This window comes from Parahaemophilus parainfluenzae (assembly GCF_001055095.1).
In the GTDB taxonomy this organism is placed as follows: Bacteria; Pseudomonadota; Gammaproteobacteria; order Enterobacterales; family Pasteurellaceae; genus Haemophilus_D; species Haemophilus_D parainfluenzae_Z.
The window spans coordinates 28,799-55,350 of the sequence record NZ_JVHG01000017.1 but is presented as its reverse complement, the minus strand read 5'-3'; the positions used below and the strand labels follow the sequence as shown (position 1 = coordinate 55,350).

At 40.2% G+C, this 26,552-nt stretch carries 21 protein-coding genes; 10 read left to right on the top strand and 11 right to left on the bottom strand.

The features are described 5' to 3' along the window. Window positions 1-110 precede the first annotated feature (110 nt). Complete coding sequence (gene gmhB, locus ADA56_RS05165; RefSeq protein ID WP_005697434.1) at window positions 111-665, bottom strand: D-glycero-beta-D-manno-heptose 1,7-bisphosphate 7-phosphatase; 555 nt, start codon at window positions 663-665, stop codon at window positions 111-113. A gap of 174 nt (window positions 666-839) precedes the next feature. Between gmhB and metN the strand changes: the two genes are divergently transcribed. From metN to ADA56_RS05150, 3 genes are read left to right on the top strand one after another with little or no spacing between them, the layout of a single operon-like run. Next, window positions 840-1,877, top strand: coding sequence for a methionine ABC transporter ATP-binding protein MetN (gene metN, locus ADA56_RS05160; protein WP_049369667.1), 1,038 nt, complete (start codon window positions 840-842; stop codon window positions 1,875-1,877). Then, window positions 1,867-2,559, top strand: a complete 693-nt coding sequence (locus ADA56_RS05155; RefSeq protein ID WP_005694683.1) for a methionine ABC transporter permease — start codon at window positions 1,867-1,869, stop codon at window positions 2,557-2,559. Before metN ends, ADA56_RS05155 begins: the two co-directional genes overlap by 11 nt. Window positions 2,560-2,598: 39 nt before the next feature. Next, window positions 2,599-3,429 (top strand): MetQ/NlpA family lipoprotein, encoded by an 831-nt coding sequence (locus tag ADA56_RS05150; RefSeq protein WP_049369665.1) that lies wholly within the window; start codon window positions 2,599-2,601, stop codon window positions 3,427-3,429. 185 nt (window positions 3,430-3,614) lie between these two features. Here the strand turns inward: ADA56_RS05150 and rpoC are convergent, their stop codons facing one another. The 8 genes from rpoC to tal all read right to left on the bottom strand — a co-directional run bounded on the left by rpoC (window position 3,615) and on the right by tal (window position 16,737). Continuing rightward, on the bottom strand, window positions 3,615-7,865 hold the full coding sequence (rpoC, locus tag ADA56_RS05145; protein ID WP_049369664.1) for a DNA-directed RNA polymerase subunit beta': 4,251 nt from the start codon (window positions 7,863-7,865) through the stop codon (window positions 3,615-3,617). 123 nt (window positions 7,866-7,988) lie between these two features. Next, window positions 7,989-12,017 (bottom strand): DNA-directed RNA polymerase subunit beta, encoded by a 4,029-nt coding sequence (gene rpoB / locus ADA56_RS05140; RefSeq protein WP_049369662.1) that lies wholly within the window; start codon window positions 12,015-12,017, stop codon window positions 7,989-7,991. A gap of 298 nt (window positions 12,018-12,315) precedes the next feature. Then, on the bottom strand, window positions 12,316-12,687 hold the full coding sequence (gene rplL, locus ADA56_RS05135; protein WP_005697375.1) for a 50S ribosomal protein L7/L12: 372 nt from the start codon (window positions 12,685-12,687) through the stop codon (window positions 12,316-12,318). 54 nt (window positions 12,688-12,741) lie between these two features. After that, window positions 12,742-13,233, bottom strand: coding sequence for a 50S ribosomal protein L10 (rplJ, locus tag ADA56_RS05130; protein WP_005694693.1), 492 nt, complete (start codon window positions 13,231-13,233; stop codon window positions 12,742-12,744). 312 nt (window positions 13,234-13,545) lie between these two features. Next, window positions 13,546-13,935: a RidA family protein gene (locus tag ADA56_RS05125; RefSeq protein WP_005694694.1), complete on the bottom strand. Its 390-nt coding sequence runs from the start codon at window positions 13,933-13,935 to the stop codon at window positions 13,546-13,548. An 80-nt stretch (window positions 13,936-14,015) separates the two neighbouring features. After that, window positions 14,016-14,762: an MlaA family lipoprotein gene (locus tag ADA56_RS05120; protein WP_049369660.1), complete on the bottom strand. Its 747-nt coding sequence runs from the start codon at window positions 14,760-14,762 to the stop codon at window positions 14,016-14,018. A gap of 198 nt (window positions 14,763-14,960) precedes the next feature. Then, window positions 14,961-15,584 (bottom strand): YagU family protein, encoded by a 624-nt coding sequence (locus ADA56_RS05115; protein WP_005700166.1) that lies wholly within the window; start codon window positions 15,582-15,584, stop codon window positions 14,961-14,963. A 199-nt stretch (window positions 15,585-15,783) separates the two neighbouring features. Then, window positions 15,784-16,737 (bottom strand): transaldolase, encoded by a 954-nt coding sequence (gene tal, locus ADA56_RS05110; protein WP_005694697.1) that lies wholly within the window; start codon window positions 16,735-16,737, stop codon window positions 15,784-15,786. A gap of 292 nt (window positions 16,738-17,029) precedes the next feature. On the opposite strand from tal, the gene ADA56_RS05105 reads away from it, so the two are divergent. The 5 genes from ADA56_RS05105 to oppF all read left to right on the top strand — a co-directional run bounded on the left by ADA56_RS05105 (window position 17,030) and on the right by oppF (window position 22,577). Next, window positions 17,030-18,655: an ABC transporter substrate-binding protein gene (locus ADA56_RS05105; protein WP_049369658.1), complete on the top strand. Its 1,626-nt coding sequence runs from the start codon at window positions 17,030-17,032 to the stop codon at window positions 18,653-18,655. An 80-nt stretch (window positions 18,656-18,735) separates the two neighbouring features. Beyond that, entirely contained in the window at window positions 18,736-19,656 is a 921-nt protein-coding gene (gene oppB / locus ADA56_RS05100; RefSeq protein WP_014064666.1) for an oligopeptide ABC transporter permease OppB, read from the top strand. Between the two features lie 9 nt (window positions 19,657-19,665). Then, window positions 19,666-20,601: an oligopeptide ABC transporter permease OppC gene (gene oppC, locus ADA56_RS05095; protein WP_005651799.1), complete on the top strand. Its 936-nt coding sequence runs from the start codon at window positions 19,666-19,668 to the stop codon at window positions 20,599-20,601. Between the two features lie 9 nt (window positions 20,602-20,610). After that, the gene (locus ADA56_RS05090; RefSeq protein WP_049369653.1) at window positions 20,611-21,582 is read left to right on the top strand and encodes an ABC transporter ATP-binding protein; all 972 of its coding nucleotides are present in this window, start codon (window positions 20,611-20,613) and stop codon (window positions 21,580-21,582) included. Next, window positions 21,579-22,577, top strand: coding sequence for a murein tripeptide/oligopeptide ABC transporter ATP binding protein OppF (gene oppF, locus ADA56_RS05085; protein WP_049369652.1), 999 nt, complete (start codon window positions 21,579-21,581; stop codon window positions 22,575-22,577). The genes ADA56_RS05090 and oppF overlap by 4 nt, the downstream gene beginning before the upstream one ends. A 39-nt stretch (window positions 22,578-22,616) precedes the next feature. Here oppF and ADA56_RS05080 read toward each other — a convergent pair whose 3' ends face one another. Next, complete coding sequence (locus ADA56_RS05080; protein WP_049369650.1) at window positions 22,617-23,486, bottom strand: VirK/YbjX family protein; 870 nt, start codon at window positions 23,484-23,486, stop codon at window positions 22,617-22,619. A 113-nt stretch (window positions 23,487-23,599) separates the two neighbouring features. On the opposite strand from ADA56_RS05080, the gene yihA reads away from it, so the two are divergent. Beyond that, window positions 23,600-24,214: a ribosome biogenesis GTP-binding protein YihA/YsxC gene (yihA, locus tag ADA56_RS05075; RefSeq protein WP_049369648.1), complete on the top strand. Its 615-nt coding sequence runs from the start codon at window positions 23,600-23,602 to the stop codon at window positions 24,212-24,214. A 129-nt stretch (window positions 24,215-24,343) separates the two neighbouring features. Continuing rightward, on the top strand, window positions 24,344-25,873 hold the full coding sequence (locus ADA56_RS05070) for a YifB family Mg chelatase-like AAA ATPase (RefSeq protein WP_049369646.1): 1,530 nt from the start codon (window positions 24,344-24,346) through the stop codon (window positions 25,871-25,873). A gap of 42 nt (window positions 25,874-25,915) precedes the next feature. Here ADA56_RS05070 and nfuA read toward each other — a convergent pair whose 3' ends face one another. Beyond that, the gene (nfuA, locus tag ADA56_RS05065; RefSeq protein WP_049369644.1) at window positions 25,916-26,500 is read right to left on the bottom strand and encodes a Fe-S biogenesis protein NfuA; all 585 of its coding nucleotides are present in this window, start codon (window positions 26,498-26,500) and stop codon (window positions 25,916-25,918) included. Window positions 26,501-26,552: the final 52 nt, after the last annotated feature.

Below are 26,552 nucleotides of genomic sequence, written 5' to 3'. Positions count from 1 at the left end.
GTATTATAGGCATTTCAGATGCCTTTGCAAGATCTTTTTGTAAAAAAATGTAAATTTTTTATCGGTTGAAGATCTTTTCGCCTATTCGCACAAAAAATAGATCATTTTTGTTACTTAATTAATCGTTTTGCTATTCTTGGCAAATCTGCAATAGAATCCAAAACATAGTCAGCGAGGTTCTCTCCCTCTTCTGTAATAGGTTTGCCAGTTCGCACTAAAATATTTGTTTTTACTTTTGCGCCGATGCCCGCTTTAAGATCTTCAATCTTATCACCAACCATAATAGATTGTGCCGGATCGATTTTCAGCGCTTTAATCGCCTCTAATAACATACCTGATTTTGGCTTTCTACATGCACAGTCTTCTTTATATTCGCCCTTCCCTTCTGGGTGATGAGGGCAATAGTAGATACCATCTAAATCCACACCACGATCAGCTAACGACCAATCCATCCATTCTGTAAGTTGCAAAAACTGATCTTCTGAAAAATATCCACGAGCAATGCCTGATTGATTGGTCACTAAAACCAAAAGATATCCCATTTCCTTTAATGCTTTTAATGCATCAATACTGCCTTCAATAAATTGGAAATCATCAATTTTATGAACATAACCATGGTCGATATTTAAAGTGCCATCGCGATCTAAAAAAACAGCTTTCTTCATATACTTTCTCATTTATCTTTTTCTAAGAACAAAATTATCCCTTTTATCCTTAATATAAGCAATAATAAGTCATAACTGATCTGTCTAAAAAAGATCCCCGAAGATATTGACACAGCATTCTAGACGTCTAGAATACAAATGAAATTCAAATATTAACTGAGAACAAGGGCTTATATGATTAAGCTAAATAACATTACGAAGATTTTTACACTTCCAGATAAAAAACTGACCGCACTTGATAATGTTTCATTACATGTGCCTAAGGGACAGATTTGTGGTGTCATCGGCGCTTCTGGTGCAGGTAAAAGTACACTTATCCGTTGTGTAAACTTATTAGAAAGACCGACTCACGGTGCTGTACTCATCGATGATGTGGATCTGACTCAGCTTTCTGAAGCAGAATTAGTGAAAACACGCCGCCAAATCGGGATGATTTTCCAACATTTTAATTTGTTGACCTCTCGAACCGTTTTTGAAAACGTTGCATTGCCACTTGAATTAGAAAATAAATCGAAAGCAGAAATTCAAGAAAAAACGACCGCACTTTTAGCGCTTGTAGGATTAAGTGATAAACATAATGTGTATCCTGCTAATCTCTCTGGTGGTCAAAAACAACGAGTAGCGATTGCGCGTGCACTTGCAAGCGATCCAAAAGTCTTACTTTGTGATGAAGCGACTAGCGCATTGGATCCGGCCACAACCCAATCTATTCTAAAATTATTAAAAGAAATTAACCGCACTTTAGGTATTACTATCCTTCTCATTACCCATGAAATGGAAGTCGTAAAACGTATCTGCGATCAAGTTGCGGTAATCGATAAAGGTCGCCTCATTGAACAAGGCACGGTTAGCGAAATTTTCTCTAATCCGAAAACAGAATTGGCTCAAGAGTTTATCAGTTCTACCTTCCACATTACGTTGCCAGAAGAATATTTAGAAAATCTATCTGATACACCAAAACATGCCAAATCGTATCCGATCATCAAATTTGAATTTACTGGTCGTTCCGTCGATGCACCATTGCTTTCTCAAGCATCGAAAAAATTTGGTGTGGAACTCAGTATCTTAACATCACAAATTGATTATGCCGGTGGGGTAAAATTTGGCTTTACCATTGCAGAAGTTGAAGGTGATGAAGATTCGATTACGCAAGCCAAAGTTTATTTAATGGAAAATAACGTTCGAGTAGAGGTGCTAGGCTATGTTCAATGATTTATGGGCAACATTTAGCCAACAATTCCCCGATAATTTTGCGAGTTTATTAACGGTCTCGACCGTTGAAACGGTTTATATGTCGGTATTGTCGACATTAATCGCGGCTTTATTAGGCTTACCACTAGGTTTTTTAACCTTTTTAACCAATAAAGGGGCGATTTTAGAAAACAAAAAACTCAATGCATTTTTAAACGTCATTATCAATATCGGACGCTCAATCCCTTATATTATTTTGTTACTTGCTTTAATTCCACTAACGAGCTGGTTACTCCCTGGCGGCAGTATTGGTTCGAATGCAGCAATCGTGTCATTAAGTGCAGCTGCAACACCATTTTTTGCACGCCTGACGAGCAATGCACTTTTTGAGATACCTACCGGTTTGACTGAAACAGCAAAAGCCATGGGTGCAACCAATTGGCAAATTATTCGTAAATTCTATTTGCCTGAATCCCTACCTACGCTCATTAATGCTATTACGCTCACTTTCGTGACATTAATTGGCTATACCGCAATGGCGGGAACGCAAGGCGGTGGCGGCTTAGGAAGCCTCGCCATTAACTATGGCGTCTATCGTAATATGCCATCGGTAACTTGGGCTGCAACGATTGTTATCGTGATTATCGTGATGCTCAGCCAAAAATTAGGCGACACGCTCGCAAAACGAGTGGATCACCGTTAATTATTTTCTATACCATTTTATTCACAACAAGGAAAAAACATGAAATTAAAAAACTTATTTGCTATCACTGCTATCGCGTCAGCATTAGTATTAACAGGTTGTAAAGAAGAGAAAAAAGCAGATGCAGCATCAACTGCACCTGCACCAACATCAATCAAAGTTGGTGTAATGGCGGGTCCTGAACACCAAGTAGCCGAAACCGCGGCAAAAGTAGCAAAAGACAAATACAACTTAAATGTTGAATTTGTTTTATTCAATGACTACGCATTACCAAATACTGCTGTATCTAAAGGCGATTTAGATGCTAACGCAATGCAACACAAACCTTACTTAGATGAAGATGTAAAAGCGAAGAACTTGAACAACTTAGTGATCGTTGGTAACACCTTTGTTTACCCGCTTGCTGGCTATTCTAAAACCATCAAAAATGTAAATGAATTAAAAGATGGCGCGAAAATTGTGGTGCCAAATGACCCATCAAACCGTGGTCGTGCATTAATCCTTCTTGAGAAACAAGGTTTAATCAAACTTAAAAATTCTAACGATCTTCTTTCAACTGTCGCAGATATCGTTGAAAATCCGAAAAACTTAAAAATTTCTGAAGTAGATACCTCTGTTGCAGCTCGTGCATTAGATGATGTTGATCTTGCTGTTGTAAATAACACTTATGCGGGTCAAGTTGGCTTAAATGCACAAGATAACGGCGTATTCGTAGAAGACAAAGATTCTCCATACGTAAACATCATCGTTGCACGTACTGATAACAAAGACAGCAAAGCGATCCAAGATTTCGTGAAAGCATACCAAACTGAAGAAGTTTACCAAGAAGCGAAAAAACACTTTAAAGATGGTGTTGTAAAAGGCTGGTAATCTTAGCTTAAACTCAATATTTTAAGGCCACCAACAAGGTGGCCTTTTATTGATGAAAAGAAAGTGCGGTCAGTTTTTACAATACTTTTCCAAAAGAAAAATTCATTAAAAACTGACCGCACTTTCTTTATTGAGATAATAAAAAACCCGAGCCTAAACTCGGGTTTTATTTTATCGATTAGCGATTACTCTGCATCATCTGCCATATTAAGCATTTCTGCCAAGTTAGTTGTTGCATCATCTGCTGTCATCACGAATTCATCAGCAATTGCTGCTTCATCGTCTTCAGACAATTTAATCACAACATCGTCTACAATACGTTTTTTGTGACGACCTTGGTGATACGCAAAACCAGTACCAGCAGGGATTAAACGACCTACGATTACGTTCTCTTTCAAGCCTCGTAATTCATCACGTTTACCCGCCACTGCCGCTTCAGTAAGCACGCGAGTGGTTTCTTGGAACGATGCTGCAGAAATGAAGGATTCTGTCGCCAATGACGCTTTGGTAATACCCAGTAATTCACGTTCGAATTCAACTGGTGGTTTACCTTCCGCTTCACGTTTACGGTTAACAATTTTCACGCGAGCCACTTCAACTTGTTCCCCTTCGAGGAATTCGCTGTCATAAGCTTTCGTAATGACTGCTTTACGTAACATTTGACGTACGATAACTTCGATGTGCTTATCGTTAATTTTTACCCCTTGTAAGCGGTAAACTTCTTGTACTTCGTTCACGATATATTCAGTTACAGCACGAACACCGCGTAAACGTAAGATATCGTGTGGAGTCTCTGCACCATCAGAAATCACATCACCACGTTCTACCATCTCACCTTCAAATACGTTGAGTTGACGCCATTTTGGAATCATTTCTTCGTAGATTTCACCTTCAGTTGGGGTGATTAGCAAGCGACGTTTACCTTTGGTTTCTTTACCGAAGGACACGATACCTGAAATTTCTGCCAAGATTGCAGGCTCTTTCGGTTTACGTGCTTCGAATAAGTCAGCAACGCGTGGAAGACCACCAGTAATATCTTTAGTACCCACAGATTCTTGTGGAATACGTGCAAGTGGTTCACCCACTTTCACTTCCGCACCGTCATCTAAACTTACGATTGCTTTACCTGGTAAGAAGTATTGCGCAATAACATCAGTTTCAGGTAAGAAGATATCGTTACCTTTTGCATCAACTAATTTGATGGTTGGACGTAAATCTTTACCTGCTGTTGCACGTTCACCCACATCTTGTACGACGATAGAAGAAAGACCAGTTAATTCATCCGTTTGACGGGTTACAGTTAAACCATCCACGATATCAACGAATTTCACAAAACCAGATACTTCAGAGACAACTGGCATTGTATGAGGATCCCAGTTTGCCACTGTTTCACCCGCTGATACTTCTTGACCATCTGCTTTATTCAACACAGTACCGTAAGGCACTTTATAGTGTTCTTTCGTACGACCAAATTCATCTGTAACGGTTAATTCGGTATTACGAGAAGTTAACACTAATTTACCTTCGTCATTAACAACGAATTTCGCGTTAGCAAGGTGTAAAGTACCGTTGTTTTTGATTTGTACGCTAGACTCTTTAGCTGCTGCAGAAGCTGCACCACCGATGTGGAACGTACGCATGGTTAACTGTGTACCTGGCTCACCGATAGATTGAGCAGCGATAACACCGACTGCCTCACCTTGGTTGATGAGGTGACCACGCGCTAAGTCACGACCGTAACATTTCGCACATACGCCGAAGTCAGTATCACAAGTTACAACAGAGCGAACTTTTACGCTGTCCACTGAGTTTGCATCTAACACATCACAAAGTTTTTCATCTAATAAAGTGTTACGTGCAATTAAGACTTCTTCTGTACCTGGTTTATACACATCTTCAGCCAGAACACGACCTAACACTAATTCGCGAAGTGGAACTTTCTCATCACCACCTTCGATTAATGGGGTCATGACTAAGCCTTCATGCGTACCACAGTCATCTTCAACAATCACTAAGTCTTGTGCTACGTCAACTAAACGACGAGTTAAGTAACCAGAGTTTGCTGTTTTTAATGCGGTATCCGCCAAACCTTTACGCGCACCGTGGGTCGAAATAAAGTACTGAAGTACGTTCAAACCTTCACGGAAGTTCGCTGTAATTGGGGTTTCGATGATCGAGCCATCTGGACGCGCCATCAAACCACGCATACCTGCTAACTGACGAATCTGAGCTGCAGAACCACGAGCACCAGAGTCAGCCATCATAAAGATGCTGTTGAAAGAAGCTTGTTTCTCAGGATTACCTTCACGGTTGATAACTTCTTCCTGAGATAAGTTTTCCATCATTGCTTTCGCTACACGCTCATTTGCTGCAGCCCAAATATCGATGACTTTGTTATAACGCTCACCCGCTGTTACAAGACCAGATTGGAACTGTTCTTGAATTTCAGCCACTTCAGCTTCCGCTGCAGAAATAATTTCGTATTTTTTCTCTGGGATAACCATATCGTCGATACCCACAGAAGAACCTGAACGTGCCGCATAAGCAAAACCGGTATACATAATATGGTCAGCAAACATTACCGCTTCTTTCAAACCTAAACGACGATAAGCTTCGTTGATAAGTTTAGAAATTGCTTTTTTACCTAATGTTTGGTTGAACAATGAATAAGGCATACCTTTTGGCGCGATCATCCATAAGATTGCACGACCGATAGTGGTATCGGTTAATGTGGTTTTCTCTTCGAATTCACCAGCTTCATTTTTCACATATTCAGTAATACGTACTTTAACGCGAGAATGTAATTCTGCTTCACCTGTGCGATAGGCTTTTTCAGCTTCACGCGGATCTTGCAATAACATGCCTTCACCTTTACCGTTCACTTTTTCACGGGTCATATAGTAAAGACCTAACACCACGTCTTGTGATGGAACGATAATAGGATCACCGTTTGCTGGTGAAAGTACGTTGTTGGTTGACATCATTAACGCACGCGCTTCTAACTGAGCTTCAAGTGTTAATGGTACGTGAACCGCCATTTGGTCACCATCGAAGTCCGCGTTGAACGCCGCACAAACAAGTGGGTGTAACTGGATTGCTTTACCTTCGATTAGAAGTGGTTCGAACGCTTGGATACCTAAACGGTGAAGTGTCGGTGCACGGTTCAATAGAATTGGGTGCTCACGAATAACTTCTGCCAAGATATCCCAAACGATCGCGTCTTCACGCTCAACCATTTTCTTCGCCGCTTTGATTGTAGTTGCATAACCACGGCTTTCTAATTTTGCGTAGATAAACGGACGGAATAATTCCAATGCCATTTTCTTCGGTAAACCACATTGGTGTAAGTGCAAGTATGGACCTACAGTGATTACAGAACGGCCTGAATAGTCAACACGTTTACCTAATAAGTTTTGACGGAAACGACCTTGTTTACCTTTGATCATATCCGCAAGTGATTTTAATGGACGACGATTAGAACCTGTAATCGCACGACCACGACGACCATTATCTAATAACGCATCAACAGATTCTTGTAACATACGTTTTTCGTTGCGCACGATAATATCAGGTGCGATTAAATCTAATAAACGTTTTAAACGATTGTTACGGTTGATTACGCGACGATATAAATCGTTCAAGTCAGAAGTTGCGAAACGACCACCATCTAATGGTACTAACGGACGTAAATCCGGTGGAAGTACTGGTAATACAGTCATCACCATCCACTCTGGTTTGTTACCAGATTGTTGGAACGCTTCTAATAATTTTAAGCGTTTAGTGATTTTCTTACGTTTTGTTTCAGAGTTAGTTTCTTGTAACTCTTCACGTAATTTTTCACATTCCACTTCAAGATCAATACCTTTAAGTAAATCTTGAATTGCTTCAGCACCCATTTTCGCTTCGAATTCATCTTGCCAACGGTCTTCTGCATCAAGGAATTGTTCTTCAGTTAATAACTGTCCACGTTCCAAATCGGTCATACCCGGTTCGGTTACGATATACATTTCAAAGTAAAGCACACGCTCAATATCACGTAACGGCATATCAAGTAATAAACCGATACGGGACGGAAGTGATTTTAAGAACCAAATGTGTGCAACTGGACAAGCCAATTCAATGTGACCCATACGTTCACGACGCACTTTAGTTTGTGTTACTTCAACACCACATTTTTCACAAATCACACCACGGTGTTTTAAGCGTTTATATTTACCGCATAAACATTCGTAATCTTTTACTGGCCCGAAAATACGTGCACAGAAAAGACCGTCACGCTCAGGTTTGAACGTACGATAGTTGATTGTTTCAGGTTTTTTAACTTCACCAAATGACCAAGAACGGATCATGTCTGGAGAAGCTAACCCAATTTTAATCACATCAAAATCTTCACTGGTTTTTGATTGTGCTTTTAAAAACTTAACTAAGTCTTTCACAAATAGTCTCCTGTCGGAGTTAAGGGTTTCAAAGTGCGGTCAAAAATATTTTGTTTTTTAACCGCACTTCGGCGATTTCTTCCTTTTGCTTCCCCTGCGTACAGGGGAAGACCGGTTTGTCGATTACTCTTCGTCTAGCTCGATATTCAAACCAAGTGAACGGATTTCTTTCATAATTACGTTGAAAGATTCCGGTGTACCCGGATCCATTTGTTGGTTGCCACCGACGATGTTTTTATACATCTTCGTACGACCGTTCACATCATCGGATTTCACGGTTAACATTTCTTGTAAGGTGTAGGCCGCACCATATGCTTCAAGTGCCCATACCTCCATCTCACCGAAACGTTGACCACCGAATTGTGCTTTACCACCAAGTGGTTGTTGAGTAACAAGACTATAAGAACCCGTTGAACGAGCATGCATTTTGTCATCAACTAAGTGGTTTAATTTGAGCATGTACATATAACCTACGGTTACTGGACGCTCGAATTTCTCACCTGTACGGCCATCATATAATGTGATCTGACCTGAAGTTGGTAAGCCACCAAGTTTCAACATTTCTTTGATTTCTTGCTCATCCGCACCATCAAATACTGGTGTTGCTACCGGTAAACCTTTACGTAGGTTTTCTGCTAAACGCATGATTTCGTCATCACTAAAGGTGCTTAAATCCACTTTTTGTGCGCCATGACCTAAATCGTATGCTTTTTGCATATAGCCACGAAGTTTCTCAACATCTTGTTTTTGTTTGATCATCGCATTGATTTGATCACCGATACCTTTCGCCGCTAAGCCTAAGTGGGTTTCTAAGATCTGACCGATGTTCATACGAGACGGTACGCCCAGTGGGTTCAATACGATTTCAACCGGTTGGCCGTTTTCATCGTATGGCATATCTTCCACAGGGTTGATTTTTGAGATAACACCTTTGTTACCGTGACGACCCGCCATTTTATCACCCGGTTGGATGTGACGTTTCACCGCTAGGTAAACTTTAACCACTTTTAACACGCCTGGTGCTAGGTCATCGCCTTTAATGATTTTCTTACGTTTTACTTCAAGTTTGTGTTCAAACTCTTTACGTAATTCTTCATATTGCTCAGCAAGCTGTTCTAATTGGTTTTGTTTTTCTTCATCTGAAATGGTTTGTTCTAACCATTTGGTGCGATCCATTTTATCTAATTGAGCCGCATCAATACCGCCAGCGATAAGTACATTACGCACACGAGCAAACAAGCCAGCTTCTAAGATTTCCAATTCATCAGAAAGGTCTTTCTTAGCTTGTTTTAACTGCATTTCTTCAATTTCTAATGCACGCTTGTCTTTTTCTACGCCATCACGGGTGAAGACTTGAACGTCAATTACAGTACCGCTTACACTATTTGGTACACGTAATGAAGAGTCTTTCACGTCAGATGCTTTTTCACCGAAGATTGCACGTAACAATTTTTCTTCTGGTGTTAATTGCGTTTCGCCTTTAGGGGTTACTTTACCGACTAAGATGTCACCACCTTTCACTTCAGCACCCACATAAACGATACCTGATTCATCCAATTTGCTTAATGCAGATTCACCTACGTTCGGAATATCTGCAGTGATTTCTTCAGAACCTAATTTAGTATCACGCGCCACACAAGATAATTCTTGAATGTGGATTGTCGTGAAGCGGTCTTGTTGTACAACACGCTCAGAAACTAACATTGAGTCTTCGAAGTTATAACCGTTCCAAGGCATGAACGCCACACGGATATTTTGACCTAATGCTAATTCACCTAAGTCTGTCGAAGGACCATCTGCTAAGACTTCACCACGGTTAATTGGATCGCCTAAATTCACACAAGGAATTTGGTTGATACACGTATTTTGGTTAGAACGGGTGTATTTAATTAAGTTATAAATATCGATACCCGCTTCGCCAGCTACGGTTTCATCTTCATTTACTTTGATAACGATACGAGAAGCATCAACGTATTGAACTGTACCGCCACGTTTCGCTACAACCGCCACACCTGAGTCAAGTGCGATTGGTTTTTCCATACCTGTACCCACTAACGGCTTATCAGCACGTAAAGTCGGAACCGCTTGACGTTGCATGTTCGCACCCATTAAGGCACGGTTCGCATCGTCATGCTCTAAGAATGGAATTAACGCTGCTGCCACAGATACCACTTGTTGGGTTGAAACGTCCATATAGTGAATTTCTTCTGGTTTATAAAGACCAGATTCACCACGTTCACCACGAGCAGTAACAAATGCATCTGTAAAGCGATTGTTCTCATCAAGATTTGAGTTCGCCTGGGCAATGATGTAGTTTGCTTCATCAATTGCAGATAAATATTCGATTTCTTCGGTTACTTGACCATCAACTACTTTACGATATGGGGTTTCTAAGAAACCATAATCGTTCGTACGAGCAAACGCAGAAAGTGAGTTGATCAAACCGATATTTGGACCTTCAGGGGTTTCAATTGGACATAAACGACCATAGTGAGTGTTATGTACGTCACGCACCTCAAAGCCAGCACGTTCACGCGTTAAACCGCCTGGACCTAATGCAGAAATACGACGTTTGTGTGTTACTTCTGATAATGGGTTGTTCTGGTCCATGAATTGCGAAAGTTGTGAAGAACCAAAGAATTCTTTCACTGCCGCAGAAATTGGTTTTGGATTAATTAAGTCTTGTGGCGTGATCGCATCTAAATCGCCTAAAGATAAACGCTCTTTAACGGCTCTTTCTACACGAACTAAACCAATACGGAATTGGTTTTCTGCCATTTCACCCACAGAACGAATACGACGGTTACCCAAGTGGTCGATATCATCCACTTCACCACGACCATTACGGATATCGATGAGTTTTTTCATTACACGAATGATATCGTCGTTACTTAAAATACCCGTACCCTCGCCTTCAGGAATACCTAATGAGCGATTAAACTTCATACGACCTACTGCAGATAAATCATAACGTTCTGCAGAGAAGAATAAGTTATTGAATAACGCTTCTGAAGATTCTGGTGTAGGTGGTTCACCTGGACGCATCATACGATAGATTTCATATAATGCACTTACACGATCGTAAGTTGGATCAACACGTAATGTTTCAGAAATATACGGACCGTAATCTAAATCATTAGTGAATAATGTTTCGATCACTTTATAGCCTGCTTGCGATAATTTCGCTAACACTTCTAAAGAAATCTCACCATTTGCTGGGCAAATAATTTCACCTGATTCAAGATCAACATAATCTTTCGCTGCGACTTTGCCTGCGATATATTCAGTTGGCACTTCAACTTGTGTCACATTATCTTTTTCTAATGCTTTGATGTGACGAGCAGTGATACGACGACCGCGTTCTACATAGACTTTGCCATTTGCTTCAATATCAAACGTCGCCGTTTCACCACGTAAACGTTCTGGCACTAATGTCATGAGTAATTTATTGCCAGCGATCTCGAAAGTTACTTTGTCGAAGAATAAGTTTAAGATTTCTTCAACGGTGTAACCTAGCGCACGTAAAATAATGGTTGCCGGTAATTTACGACGACGGTCAATACGCGCATATAAGTTATCTTTTGGATCAAATTCGAAATCTAACCAAGAACCACGGTAAGGAATTATGCGTGCGTTATAAAGCACTTTACCTGAAGAGTGTGTTTTACCTTTGTCAGAATCAAAGAATACGCCTGGGCTACGGTGTAATTGTGAAACGATAACACGCTCAGTACCATTGATGACAAAGGTACCGTTGTCAGTCATTAATGGGATTTCACCCATATATACTTCGCTTTCTTTAATGTCTTTGACTGCGCGTGATGAAGATTCTTTATCGTAGCTAACTAAACGTAATTTTACACGTAAACCTGCTGCATAAGTTGAACCACGAATTTGACATTCACGTACATCAAATTCAGGTTCTTCTAAACGGTAATCAACATATTGTAATTCTGTATAACCGTTATTGCTTACGATTGGAAAAACAGAACGGAATGCAGCTTCTAAGCCTTGTTGACCTTCAGGATCTTTTTGAATAAATTTATCAAAAGAATCTAATTGGATAGTTAATAAATAAGGTACATTTAAAACTTGCGGACGTTTGCCGAAGTCTTTACGAATTCGTTTTTTCTCAGTATAGGAGTAACCCATTATTGGTTTTCCTCTGTAAATTTTAGTGAGACCGAGTTGATATAAAAAAAGTGCGGTCAAATTAATTGACGTTTTTTATTTATATCGGAGATTGACGCCGTTTCGGATACCGCACTCTGAACCTTACTTCTGTAGTGGGCTACTTAAATTAAAACGTCTGATTAATTTAAGTGGAAACAGATACCATTAAACGGAAAATGCCTATCTGTTTTTTTGTGCTGTTTTTGATAGCACAAAATGGCTGATGGTAAACCACCAGCCATTAAGCCTGAGAAACAGGACATAAGTGAATCAAAAATTATTTGATTTCTACTTTTGCACCAGCTTCTTCTAATTCTTTCTTAAGTGCTTCAGCTTCTTCTTTAGAAACGCCTTCTTTTAAGTTAGCTGGAGCAGATTCAACTAAGTCTTTAGCTTCTTTTAAGCCTAAACCAGTTGCACCACGTACTGCTTTGATAACTGCTACTTTGTTAGCACCAGCTTCAGCAAGAACTACGTCGAATTCAGTTTTTTCTTCTGCCGCTGCTGCTGCACCGCCAGCTGCTGGAGCTGCTGCTACTGCTGCTGCAGAAACGCCGAATTTTTCTTCCATCGCTGCGATTAATTCAACGATTTCAGTTACAGATTTAGAAGCGATCGCTTCAATGATTTGTTCGTTAGTTAATGACATAACAATCAATTCCTAAAATTAATAAAGTTAAATGAAGTAAGAAACGCTTAATGATTAAGCTGCTTCTTGTAATTTGTCGCGTAATGCCGCAAAAGTGCGAACAAGTTTGCCTGCCGCAGCTTCTTTCATTGTGCCCATTAAACGTGCAATTGCTTCTTCGTAAGTTGGTAATGTTGCTAAGAATTCAACATCTTGGATCTTACCTTCAAAGGCTGCACCTTTAATTTCAAACTTATCGTTTGCTTTAGCAAAATCTTTGAACAAACGTGCTGCTGCACCTGGGTGTTCATTAGAGAATGCGATAAGTGTTGGACCTACAAACGTATCTTGTAAGCATTCGAAATCAGTGCCTTCAACCGCACGACGTAATAAAGTATTACGAACAACGCGCATTGTTACACCAGCTTCACGAGCTGCTTTACGTAATTCAGTCATTTTATCAACAGTTACACCACGAGAGTCCGCGATTACTGCTGAAAGTGCACCTTTGGCTGCTTCATTTACTTCGGCAACAATTGCTTGTTTGTCTTGAAGATTTAATGCCATTGGCTTTTAGCTCCTGAATACACTCCGATTTCTCGGAATTAATTTACCTCATCGAAAGAGTTATCTTTCAGACTAGGACGACTTCGGTGCCCAGAAGCAAGAAATATTCTTATTCTGTTCACCATCTACGTAGGATTATTAAGACGATTATTGCTAACCATTCCCTACGGTCTTGGACGGGGCTTGAATAGGTCAAGCACCAACCAGAAATTTTACGCTAAGCGTAATTTAGGAGCGAGATTATAGTGATTAATCTCGCTCTTGTAAAGTCTATTGTAGAAAAAATCTGCAGATTTTAACCGCACTTTCCTATTATTTTCTTACCGCAATCGCTTCGATTTCTAAGCCAACATCTTTTGGCAAGCGAGCAACTTCCACGCAAGAACGAGCAGGGAAATTCGGGTGATTATTTTCTTTAAAGAATTTCTCATACTCTGCATTTACTGCTGCAAAATCATTAAGATCTTTCACAAACACAGTAGTTTTCACAATATCACCCACTTTCAAACCAGCCTGTTCAATAATGGCTTTCACGTTTTCTAACGATTGACGCGCCTGAGCTACAATATCTTTTGGCACTTCACCCGTTGCTGGATTAACCGGGATTTGACCTGATGTTAAAACTAAATTACCTAAATCTACTGCTTGAACATAAGGACCGATTGCGGCTGGGGCTTTTTCTGTATGAATGATTTTAGTCATGATATTCTCCTTTAATATTGACGTATAAATACGCTTGCTATCCTAACATATAAGTGACTTTATCGCTTATACGAGTATTCTTAATCAATCTCTTTTAATACATCATCAGACAATTCTTTCTGTGAGCTTTCTTTTACTTTGCCATCATTTACTTTAAATTCTAAATTCTGATAATACGCTTCGCGGAAAGTAACATAAGGATCTTGCGCTTGATTGAGCAATTCTGTTTGATCCAATGTTTTCGAGCGTTTATCTACGGCTTGCACACCATATTTCACCAGTGACCATGGACCGCCTACCCAATTCCAGAACGGATAAGTATAAGCCGCATCGACCACTGCACCGGTTAATTGACGAGGTGTTGTTGCATTATAAATTGGCAATACAATATAAGTGCCCGCATCTACACCGTAGGTGCCCAATGTTTCACCAAAACTGCGTTGATCATAAACCTGCAAGTCTTTGCTTGCACTGGCAAAATCAAATAAACCACCAATACCAAAGGTGGAGTTAATCCAGAAACGGTTGAAGTGAACAAAGGCTTTTTTCGGTTCACCTTCTAATAAACGGTTAACAAAGCTCACTGGCTCATCTAAGTTATTTGCCACATTGGATAAACCTTTTGTGACCGGTGTCGGCACGTAATCACGCCAGCCTTTCGCTGCAGGTTCTAACACATAGCGGTCCATGACTTTATAGTTAAAATCAAACATCGTGCGGTTAAAACTTTCTAATTTATCATTGCGTTCACCATCTGCTTTTGTTGCACAACCTGTTAATACAGCTGTTGCCATTAAGCCGACCGCAAGTAAAGGTGTTTTTTTCATTCCACTTTCCTATCACAAAAAATTGTCTTTATTCTAACCAACTTGAAAGATAAATACAAAAAATTTATTAAAACCTAGAGATGACTTTTCTGTTAGCTATGTTTAATCATGGTGCTTTTTAGTTTTCAAAAATGACTTTTGTTCCCGACATAAATAAAAATGCCACCTTTCGGTGGCATTCTTTGCAATATAGATTAATTATTCAGTTGCATTTTTTAATGGAATTTCTGCATCTGGCTCGCGAGTAATACGGTTACGTAAATCACGACGAATAATCTCAATTGTCCAGAACCAGAAAATGTGTCCTACCAATTCAGAAATATGTTCATATAACGGCCATTCTGCAACAGGTGGTGTTAAACCCAATGCAGGGAAAGTGATGTAGTGCACACAAATATCTGCGATTAAACCTGCACCAATACCTTGCCAGAATTTGATTTTAGGGAAACGTTCTGCCACTAAACAGTAAGCAATAGCAAATACTAATGAGAAAGTAATGTGAGTCACGCCAATCCAGTCAAAACCATGATCTGCAAAAGTAAATGCTGCTTGAGTTGGATCAATACCTAAATAATCACGTAAGAATACGTGTGGTGGGTTTAAAAACGCACGTGAACATACTTGAAGAATTTGATCTTGGCTTAAACCTGTGATGTCTACTTTACATGCTGCTGCGAAGAAATCGATTGGACTACGCGGTGGGAATGGATGCTCAGCACCCCATTTTACGAATGCAGAAATTAAACCTGCAATAATACCAACAAAAATCGCTACGCCATAACGACGACGATTAGCAGGAGTTTGTTCAAAAATACCTGACATATATTTGCTCCGAAAAAAGAAAAAAAATGACCGCACTTTGTATCAAAAGTCGCGGTTCCCATTTTGCTTTAGCAAAACTTGCCTTTGATTTTCAATGACTTTGGCTTGTTAGTCAAGAACTAATTATTAAGAGTTAGAATATTTTATGATAAGAATAAAAAATGCGGTTATTTCTAACCGCACTTTCATATTTTTAAAATTAAAGTTTTGCTGAAAGCATTGCTTCTAATTTCTCTTGGTCAACTGCAAATTTGCGAATCCCCTCTGCCAATTTCTCAACAGCCATCGCATCGCTGTTATGTTGCCAGTAGAATTCAGCTTCAGTTAATGGTTGAGGTTTCGCTTTTACTTCACCTTTGTAATCTAGTTTACGTACAAGTGCGGTTGAATTTTCTTGTAATTCTTTAAGTAAAGCGGGTGCGATAGTTAAACGATCACAACCTGCTAATTCAATAATTTCACCGACATTACGGAAACTTGCCCCCATTACCACTGTTTTATAACCGTATTCTTTGTAGTAGTTATAAATTTTGGTTACAGAAATAACACCTGGGTCTTCTGCTGGAGCATATTCTTTTTTATCAGTATTTGCTTTGTACCAGTCTAAGATACGACCGACGAATGGTGAAATTAAATAAACCCCCGCTTCAGCACATGCACGAGCTTGCGCTTCGGAGAATAATAAGGTTAAGTTACAGTTAATGCCTTCTTTTTCAAGAATTTCTGCTGCACGAATACCTTGCCATGTTGAAGCAATTTTGATCAAAATACGATCATTTGAAATACCTGCCGCATTATAAAGTGCGATAAGTTTACGTGCTTTTTCAACGGTTGCTTGAGTATCGTAAGAAAGACGTGCATCCACTTCAGTTGAAATACGTCCTGGGACAATTTTTAAAATTTCTAAACCGATGTTTACCGCTAATTTATCTTCTGCATCAATTAATTGTTGTGCTTTATCCGCACTTTGAGCTTTAGCATAAGTAATCGCTTCATCAATTAATGGTGCATATTGTGGTAATGCTGAAGCACTTAAAATTAAAGATGGGTTTGTTGTTGCATCTTGTGGTTGGTATTTTTTAATTGCATCAATATCGCCCGTATCAGCCACGACGACGGTCATACTACGAAGTGAATCTAACTGAGTTGTCATTATATTCTCCTTGAATGGATTTGTTTGAATTCAACTGCCTTACGATAGCATAATTAGCTTTAAAAGGGTAATTCGTCCAGGAAAATATTTACGATAGGAAAAACCAATACATTCTCGATTTCCTCTCTCACATCATCACTTTTAGCAATTTTTTCGTAATTTATTAGATACAAATCACAAAACGTTATTTTTCTTTAAATAATCACCTTACAAATCTTTACAAACATGAATTTTTGAGCTAATAAGAGAAGGACTCTTTATAAAAATATCGCCTAATGACAAGGAGGCTCAAATGCAACACAAACTACTTTTCTCTGCAATTGCTCTTGCTCTTTCCTATTCTGCGCAAGCAGTTATAGTACCTGAGGGAACGCAATTAGATGAAAAACAACATATCGTGATCAATAACGGGGCCGAACCACAAAGTTTTGACCCACAAAAAACTGAAGGTGTACCTGAATCTACCGTTGCTTATCAATTACTTGAAGGCCTCGTCACCTCAGACTCTGAAGGTAAACTTCAACCGGGTGTAGCTGAAAGCTGGGAAAACACACCAGACTTTAAAACGTGGACATTCCATTTACGTAAAGATGCCAAATGGTCAAATGGTGATCCCGTTACCGCGCACGATTTCGTGTTTGCTTGGCGTCGTTTAGTGGATCCTGCAACAGCAGCCCCTTATGCAAGTTACTTAAGTTATTTACAAGTGAAAAATGCACAAGACATCATTGACGGTAAGAAAAAACCGGCTGAATTAGGTGTTGAAGCAAAAGATGATTACACCTTTGTGGTTCATGCAACCAATCCTGTGCCTTATGCAGTCAGTTTAACGACTCACCAATCCTTATTGCCATTACCACAAAAAGTGGTCGAAAAATTGGGTGATGCATGGGTTAAAAAAGAAAACTACGTGGGTAATGGTGCCTATAAACTGACTAACCACATCATTAACGAAAAAATTGAATTTGAACGCAACCCACTTTATTGGAACGATAAAGAAACCGTAATCAATAGCGCGACATTCCTCGCTATTGAGAACCCAAGCACCGATGTAGCGCGTTATCGTGCAGGTGATTTAGACATGACCAATTATGGTTTACCGCCAGAACAATTCGCTAAATTACAAAAAGAATTGCCAGGTGAAGTATACATTACTCGTACCCTAGCAACTTATTCTTATGAATTAAACAATAAGAAAGCGCCTTTTGATAACGTGAATATTCGTAAAGCCTTGAACTTATCCCTTGATCGTAATGTGATCACCGATAAAGTATTGGGCCAAGGTCAAACACCAACCTATGTGTTTACCCCAACTTACATTGAAGAAGGTCATCTCATTCAACAACCTGCTTATTCAAAAGAACCGATGGCACAACGTAATGAAGAAGCCATTAAACTCTTAGAAGAAGCTGGTTACAGCAAAGCGAATCCGTTGAAATTCACCATTCTTTACAATACCAATGAAAACCACAAAAAAGTGGCTATCGCTGCAGCATCCATGTGGAAAGCGAACACCAAAGGTTTAATTGATGTGAAATTAGAAAACCAAGAGTGGAAAACTTACATTGATAGCCGTCGTGCGGGTCGTTACGACGCGGCACGTGCAGGATGGAATGCGGATTACAACCAAGCCACAACATTCGGCAACTATTTCTTATCTAATTCGAGTAACAATACCGCGAAATATGCGAACCCTGAATACGATAAAGCCATTGCTGAATCTTATGTTGCAACGGATGCGGAAGGACGTGCAAAAGCCTACGCGAAAGCTGAAGAAATTCTTGCAAAAGATTTCGGTATCGTACCAATCTTTAACTATGTGAATCCACGCTTAGTGAAACCTTACGTAAAAGGTTATTCAGGCAAAGATCCGCAGGATCACATCTACTTACGCAACCTTTATATTATTAAACATTAATTCGTTGCTAGTATTTAAGTGCGGTTAAAAATCGTCGCGTTTTTTGACCGCACTTTTCGCCCATTTTGGTTGGAGTTATTATGCTCAAGTTTATTTTTAAACGGCTGTTGGAAGCCTTGCCAACGCTGTTTATTTTGATTACTTTTTCTTTCTTTTTGATGCGTCTCGCCCCTGGCAGCCCGTTCACTTCTGAACGCGCTTATCCGCCAGAAGTCATGGCTAATATCGAAGCGAAGTATCATTTAAATGAACCATTATATAAACAATATTTCCTTTATTTAGAAAATCTTTCCAAAGGAGATTTTGGTCCCTCTTTTAAATATAAAGACCAATCAGTGAATGATTTAATCGCGTCTGCTTTCCCGGTTTCCATTAAATTGGGAATGGTGGCCTTCGCCTTTGCTGTCGTATTAGGGGTAACCGCGGGTACGCTCGCTGCGCTCAATCAAAATAGCCGTTGGGATTATATTTTGATGAGTTTCTCGATGCTTGGGGTCATAATGCCAAGCTTTGTCTTCGCACCAGTCTTGGTGCTGATTTTCGCCATTTATTTGGGGTGGTTACCCGCTGGCGGTTGGAATGGCGGTTCAGCAATGTACATTATTTTACCCGTAGCCTCCTTAACTATCGCTTATGTTGCAGGGATTGCGCGTATCATGCGTGGCTCGATGATTGAAGTGCTGCACTCCAACTTTATTCGTACCGCCAAAGCTAAAGGACTTTCTACTTCGAGAATCATTTTAAAACATGCTTTGCGTCCCGCACTTTTACCCGTGATAACCTATTTGGGGCCAGCTTTTGTGGGGATTATTACTGGCTCAATGGTCATCGAAAGCGTATTTGGTTTACCTGGCATGGGGTTATTATTTGTAAACGGCGCATTGAACCGCGATTATTCTTTAGTTTTGAGCCTCACTATCTTAGTGGGCACATTAACCATTTTATTTAATGCGATTGTGGATATTTTATACGCCATCATCGATCCAAAAATTCGTTATTAAGGATAAGTTATGACAGATTATCGTACTCAGCCGATTAATCAGAAAAATGCGGATTTTGTGGAACAAGTGGCTGACCGTATTGAAGAAATGCAACTGGAAGGCCGCAGTCTATGGCAAGATGCGAAACGCCGTTTTTTCCGCAACAAAGCGGCCGTTGCCAGTCTGATTATTTTGGCGTTTATTATTATATTTATCACCGTAGCGCCTTGGTTCTTCCCATTTACCTATGAAGATACCGATTGGAATATGATGAGCGCTGCACCAACAATGGAAGGCTATCACTTCTTCGGTACCGATGCCTCGGGTCGAGACTTGTTGGTACGCACCGCTATCGGTGGGCGTATTTCCTTATTGGTCGGTATTGCGGGTGCTTTCATTTCCGTGACTATCGGCACAATTTATGGGGCGATTTCCGGTTATGTAGGCGGCAAAACAGATATGTTAATGATGCGTTTTTTAGAGATTCTCAGCTCATTTCCATTTATGTTTTTCGTGATTTTGTTGGTGACGCTTTTTGGCCAAAACATTTTCTTAATTTTTATCGCTATCGGTGCCATTGCTTGGCTTGGTCTTGCACGTATCGTGCGTGGACAAACGCTCAGCCTAAAAAATAAAGAATTCGTCGAAGCCGCCATCGTTTGTGGCGTACCTCGTCGCCAAATCATTTTGAAACACATTATTCCGAATGTATTAGGCTTAGTAGCAGTTTACGCCTCGCTTGAAGTACCTGGACTCATTCTATTTGAATCATTCTTAAGCTTCTTAGGATTAGGAACTCAAGAACCGATGAGTAGCTGGGGAGCACTCTTAAGTGATGGTGCTGCACAAATGGAAGTGTCGCCTTGGTTATTAATTTTCCCGGCATTTTTCCTTTGCCTTACCCTATTTTGTTTTAACTTTATCGGTGACGGGTTGCGTGATGCACTCGATCCGAAAGATAGATAGGAGCGAATCATGAATCCTTTATTAGATGTAAAAAATCTCTACGTTCGCTTCAAAACACCGGATGGTGTCGTCACAGCGGTGAATGATTTAAACTTCACGCTTAATGCTGGAAGCACGCTCGGCATCGTGGGTGAAAGTGGTTCAGGCAAATCACAAACGGCCTTTGCTTTAATGGGCTTATTGGCGGCCAATGGTACAGTGGAAGGTTCCGCAATCTTTGAAGGTAAAGAATTGGTTAATTTACCGAAGGCTGAATTGAATAAAATCCGTGCCGAACAAATTTCCATGATTTTCCAAGACCCGATGACCTCTCTCAACCCTTACATGAAAATCGGTGAACAACTCATGGAAGTCCTGCAGTTGCACAAGGGCTATGATAAACAAACCGCCTTTGCCGAATCTGTAAAAATGTTGGATGCAGTTAAAATGCCAGAAGCAAAAAAACGCATGGGCATGTATCCTCATGAATTTTCGGGTGGTATGCGTCAACGCGTGATGATTGCGATGGCCTTATTATGCCGTCCAAAACTACTCATTGCAGATGAACCAACTACCGCTTTAGATGTGACCGTTCAAGCGCAAATCATGACTTTATTAAATGAGTTAAAACGTGAGTTTAATACCGCGATTATTATGATCACTCACGATTTAGGTGTGGTAGCGGGTATCTGCGATCAAGTCATGGTGATGTATGCAGGGCGAACCATGGAATACGGCACAGCGGAACAAATTTTCTATCATCCGACTCATCCTTATTCCATTGGCTTAATGGATGCGATTCCTCGCTTAGACAGCAATGAAGAACACTTGGTCACCATTCCTGGCAATCCACCGAATTTATTGCATTTGCCAAAAGGTTGTCCATTCTCACCTCGTTGCCAATTTGCTACCGAACAATGCCAAACTGCGCCAAAACTGACTACATTTAATCATGGTCAATTACGCAATTGTTGGTTACCCGCGGAGAAATTTAACCTATGACAGTCTCAAACAACAAAGAATTACTCCTTGAAGTCAATCACTTAGGCGTCAGTTTTAAAATTAAAAATGATAAATCCCTTTTCTTCGCCAAACCGCAAACCTTAAAAGCGGTGAAGGATGTCTCTTTTAAACTTTACGCAGGTGAAACCCTCGGTGTAGTAGGTGAATCCGGTTGCGGTAAATCCACGCTTGCACGCGCTATTATCGGTTTAGTCGAAGCGAGCGAAGGGGAAATCTTGTGGCTTGGTAAAAATTTACGAAAACAATCAGCCAAACAATGGAAAGAAACGCGTAAAAATATCCAAATGATTTTCCAAGATCCGCTCGCCTCTCTCAATCCGCGAATGAATATTGGCGAAATCATTGCTGAGCCATTAAAGATCTACCAACCTCACTTAAGCGCCGCTGAAGTGAAAGAAAAAGTGCAAGCAATGATGTTGAAAGTCGGGCTTTTACCCAACTTGATTAACCGCTATCCGCATGAGTTTTCGGGTGGCCAATGTCAGCGTATCGGTATCGCTCGCGCATTAATCATTGAGCCGAAAATGATCATTTGTGATGAGCCCGTTTCTGCGTTAGATGTGTCGATTCAGGCTCAAGTGGTAAATTTATTGAAATCCCTGCAAAAAGAAATGGGGCTTTCCTTAATTTTCATCGCTCATGATTTGGCGGTGGTAAAACACATTTCTGACCGCGTATTGGTGATGTATTTAGGCAATGCCATGGAATTAGGCAGCGATGAGGAGGTATATAACAATACCAAACATCCTTATACCAAAGCCTTAATGTCTGCAGTTCCGATTCCCGATCCGAAATTGGAACGCAATAAGTCCATCGAATTACTTGAAGGTGATTTGCCTTCGCCAATTGATCCGCCGTCTGGTTGCGTGTTCCGTACTCGCTGCCTAAAAGCCGATGAAAATTGTGCGAAACAAAAACCACCTTTCACCAGCCAAAACAACAGCCATTTTGTGGCTTGTTTGAAAGTCTTATAAAACAAAAAGTGCGGTCAAAATTCACCGCACTTTTTACTTTTACAATCCTAACTTTTCTTCGATTACTTTGGCCAAATCATCTAGCATCGCATAACGCTTGCGATACATGGAACGTTTTTTACTCGGTACACCATCAAGATTTCTATCTATTTCTAAAGGTAATTCCCAATAGTCCTCCAACTGTCCACCTGATTCAGCAAAAATCGCATCATAATCTACGACATAATGTGAACTTTGAATAAAACGCGATTTATTTTGATATTTTTGTGGAATGCCCAATAACGTCTTAAAACCCAACGCTTTCGTCAATGCTTTCATCGTTTCCACCATCAAATAAGCAGGGCGCAAACCATGACAAGTTTTTGTGAGTTGCTTCACCATCTCTTTAGAACCCTCAAAATTGGGCCCCTGCACCACAGAAATAAGCAATGACTCGTCAAGTTTGGCAAAAGTAAGCAAATACACTAATTCATTACGTGGTTTATGCCATAACTCCAATACCCAATAGCCTTCCATTGGTTGGTGTGTGGTCATCGACAATATCATTTCAAAATCAGGAATCACTTCACCAAAACTTAATGACGTTTTATAAATAGGTGCTGAAAGTGCGCTCAATTTTTTAGGTAAAAAAAGTAGATTATCGCAGATAGCTTGGAAACGCTGTTTACTGTTAAAACGTTTATCTAAAAAACGATAAACTAACGGATAGCTATAATCTGCATGTTCATTTAATAACGTCACAAGAAAAGGATGCTGGTTAATAAATTGCTCAAATTGAGCAATTAATCCACGGTGTAAAAAAGCACGAAGACGATAACGTAGGCGCTTAAGCGTATAAGAACGCCCAGGTCTATCGGGATAAACGGCTTCCGCTTTTGGCCATCGATATTGATTCTCTTGAGATTCCATAGTTATTAATATAATTAAAGAGGCTTTAAATCACACAAAGCGCGCATTCTCTCATAATTTCAGCAATTTTTCTATTTGTGATATGCTAGGGTCAATTGATGAAAGGAACCATTATGTCTGAAATTAAACTGAATTATCATAAAACGCATTTTCTTACGAGCGCCCCAAATATTCATGCCATCCCAGAAGATACTGGAATTGAAATTGCTTTTGCGGGACGCTCAAATGCAGGGAAATCAACCGCACTTAATGCGTTAACCAATCAAAAAAACTTAGCCAGAACGTCTAAAACACCTGGTCGTACACAGCTCATCAATCTTTTTGAGGTAGAGCCGAATTGTAAATTGGTGGACTTACCCGGCTATGGTTATGCTGCTGTTCCTGAGAAAATGAAAATCGAGTGGCAAAAATCCCTTGGGGAATATTTGCAAAAACGCGAATGTTTAGGCGGACTTGTTGTTTTAATGGATATTCGCCACCCTTTAAAAGATCTCGACCAACAAATGATTGAATGGGCTGTTTCTGCTGACTTACCGGTTATGTTACTTTTAACTAAAGCGGATAAACTCAGTCAAAGTGCGCGTAGCAAACAGGTCAAAATGGTACGCGAAGCGATTTTACCCTTCCAAGGTGATATTCAGGTTGAGGCCTTTTCTGCACAAAACAAAATTGGCATTGATAAATTGGCTGCCAAATTAGATAGTTGGTTTGCGCCACTTTTTTCGTAATTTTTTATCAAGAAAAAGCAATTTCTGCGATCAAGATCGCAAAAAAAGCACAGAATGTATGCTTTCATTCTGTGCTTTTTTTATAGTGCGAAAATCTGATTATTTTTGATCGCACTTTAAGGAATCTGAATGTCTCTTGCCATTGTTTATAGCCGTGCATCAATGGGGGTACAAGCCCCTCTTGTTACCATTGAGGTACACTTAAGTAACGGAAAGCCTGGATTTACCTTAGTTGGTCTACCCGAAAAAACAGTAAAAGAAGCGCAAGATCGTGTCAGAAGTGCATTAATGAATGCCCAGTTCAAATATCCTGCTAAACGCATCACCGTCAACCTTGCACCAGCCGATTTACCCAAAGAAGGGGGACGATTTGATTTACCTATTGCAATCGGTATTTTAGCTGCATCAGATCAACTCGACGGTAGCCGTTTAAAACAGTTTGAATTCGTTGGCGAGCTCGCATTAACAGGTGAATTACGTGGTGTACACGGCGTGATTCCCGCCATTTTAGCAGCACAAAAAGCAAAACGCGCCCCCATTATCGCTTATCAAAATGCCAATGAGGCCTCGCTAGTTTCAGAGCAAGAGACTTATTTCGCTAAAAACCTTTTGGAAGTCGTACAATTCTTAAACAATCAAGAAAAATTACCTTTGGCCTCATTACTCGCACAAGAAAGTGCGGTCAGATTTTCAGCTAAAAATCACTTAGATTTGACCGATATTATTGGTCAGCAACACGCTAAACGAGCACTGACAATAGCGGCAGCTGGTCAACATAATCTACTCTTTTTAGGGCCTCCTGGGACAGGTAAAACCATGTTGGCAAGTCGTCTCACTGCATTGCTCCCTGAAATGACCGATTTAGAAGCGATTGAAACGGCTTCAGTTACGAGCTTAGTACAAAATGAATTAAATTTTCATAACTGGAAACAACGCCCGTTCCGAGCACCACATCATAGTGCCTCATTACCTGCCTTAGTAGGAGGAGGAACCATTCCAAAACCAGGCGAAATATCGCTCGCACATAACGGCGTACTTTTTCTTGATGAATTGCCTGAGTTTGAGCGTAAAGTGCTTGATGCGCTTCGCCAGCCATTAGAAAGTGGAGAAATTATTATTTCGCGTGCCAATGCGAAAATCCAGTTCCCCGCTCGCTTTCAACTCGTTGCCGCAATGAATCCAAGTCCAACGGGTCATTATACTGGAACACATAACCGTACCTCACCGCAGCAAGTGATGCGTTATCTAAACCGACTTTCAGGGCCATTTTTAGATCGTTTCGATTTATCTATTGAAGTCCCTCTTCTGCCGCAAGGTAGCTTACAGAATACAGGGGATAGAGGTGAGACAAGCCAACAAGTACGAGAAAAAGTGTTAAAAGTGAGGGAGATTCAACTTGCTAGAGCCGGTAAAATCAATGCGTATCTTTCAAGCAAAGAAATTGAACGGGACTGTAAATTACAAGATAAAGATGCATTATTCCTTGAGAATGCACTCAATAAGCTAGGACTTTCAGTAAGAGCCTATCATCGGATTTTAAAAGTCTCACGCACGATTGCTGATTTAAATGGCGAAAAAGAAATACAACAATCTCATTTAGCTGAAGCGCTAGGATATCGGGCCATGGATCGGTTGTTACAGAAATTGTCTGCTGCTTAAAAATAAAAGGGCGAATAATTCGCCCTTTTTTATCTTCTATTCTTAATAATAAGAATGTTCGCCACGTTGGTGTTCTGTTACATCTCGTGCGCCTTTTAGTTCATTTGGGAAAAGTGCGACCAATTGTTTCTCTACACCATCTTTTAAGGTTACATCCACCATTGAACAACCATTACAGCCACCACCAAATTGTAGAACAGCATAACCATCATCAGTAATTTCAATTAACGTGATTTTACCGCCATGGCTGGCTAATTGTGGGTTAATTTGTGTTTGGATCACGTACTCTACGCGCTCAATTAAAGGCGCATCATCCGCGACTTTACGCATTTTTGCGTTAGGCGCTTTTAAAGTCAGTTGAGCACCGAGCTCTTCTGTTACATAATCAATTTCCGCCTCTTCTAAAAACGGTAAACTGATTTCATCTACAAATGCAGAGAACGTATCGTATTTCATTTCAGTATCAGTCGCTTCAACTGAATTTGGTGGGCAATAAGACACGCCACATTCTGCTCCTGGCGTACCAGGATTCACAACAAAAATACGAATATTGGTGCCTTCTTCTTGTGTATCTAAAAGTTTCCGAAAATGCGCTTGTGCAGCCTCTGAAATAAAAATTTGTTCCATAAATAAAGTCCTAATACTTGATGTAATATATCGGAAATGATACTCCTATACG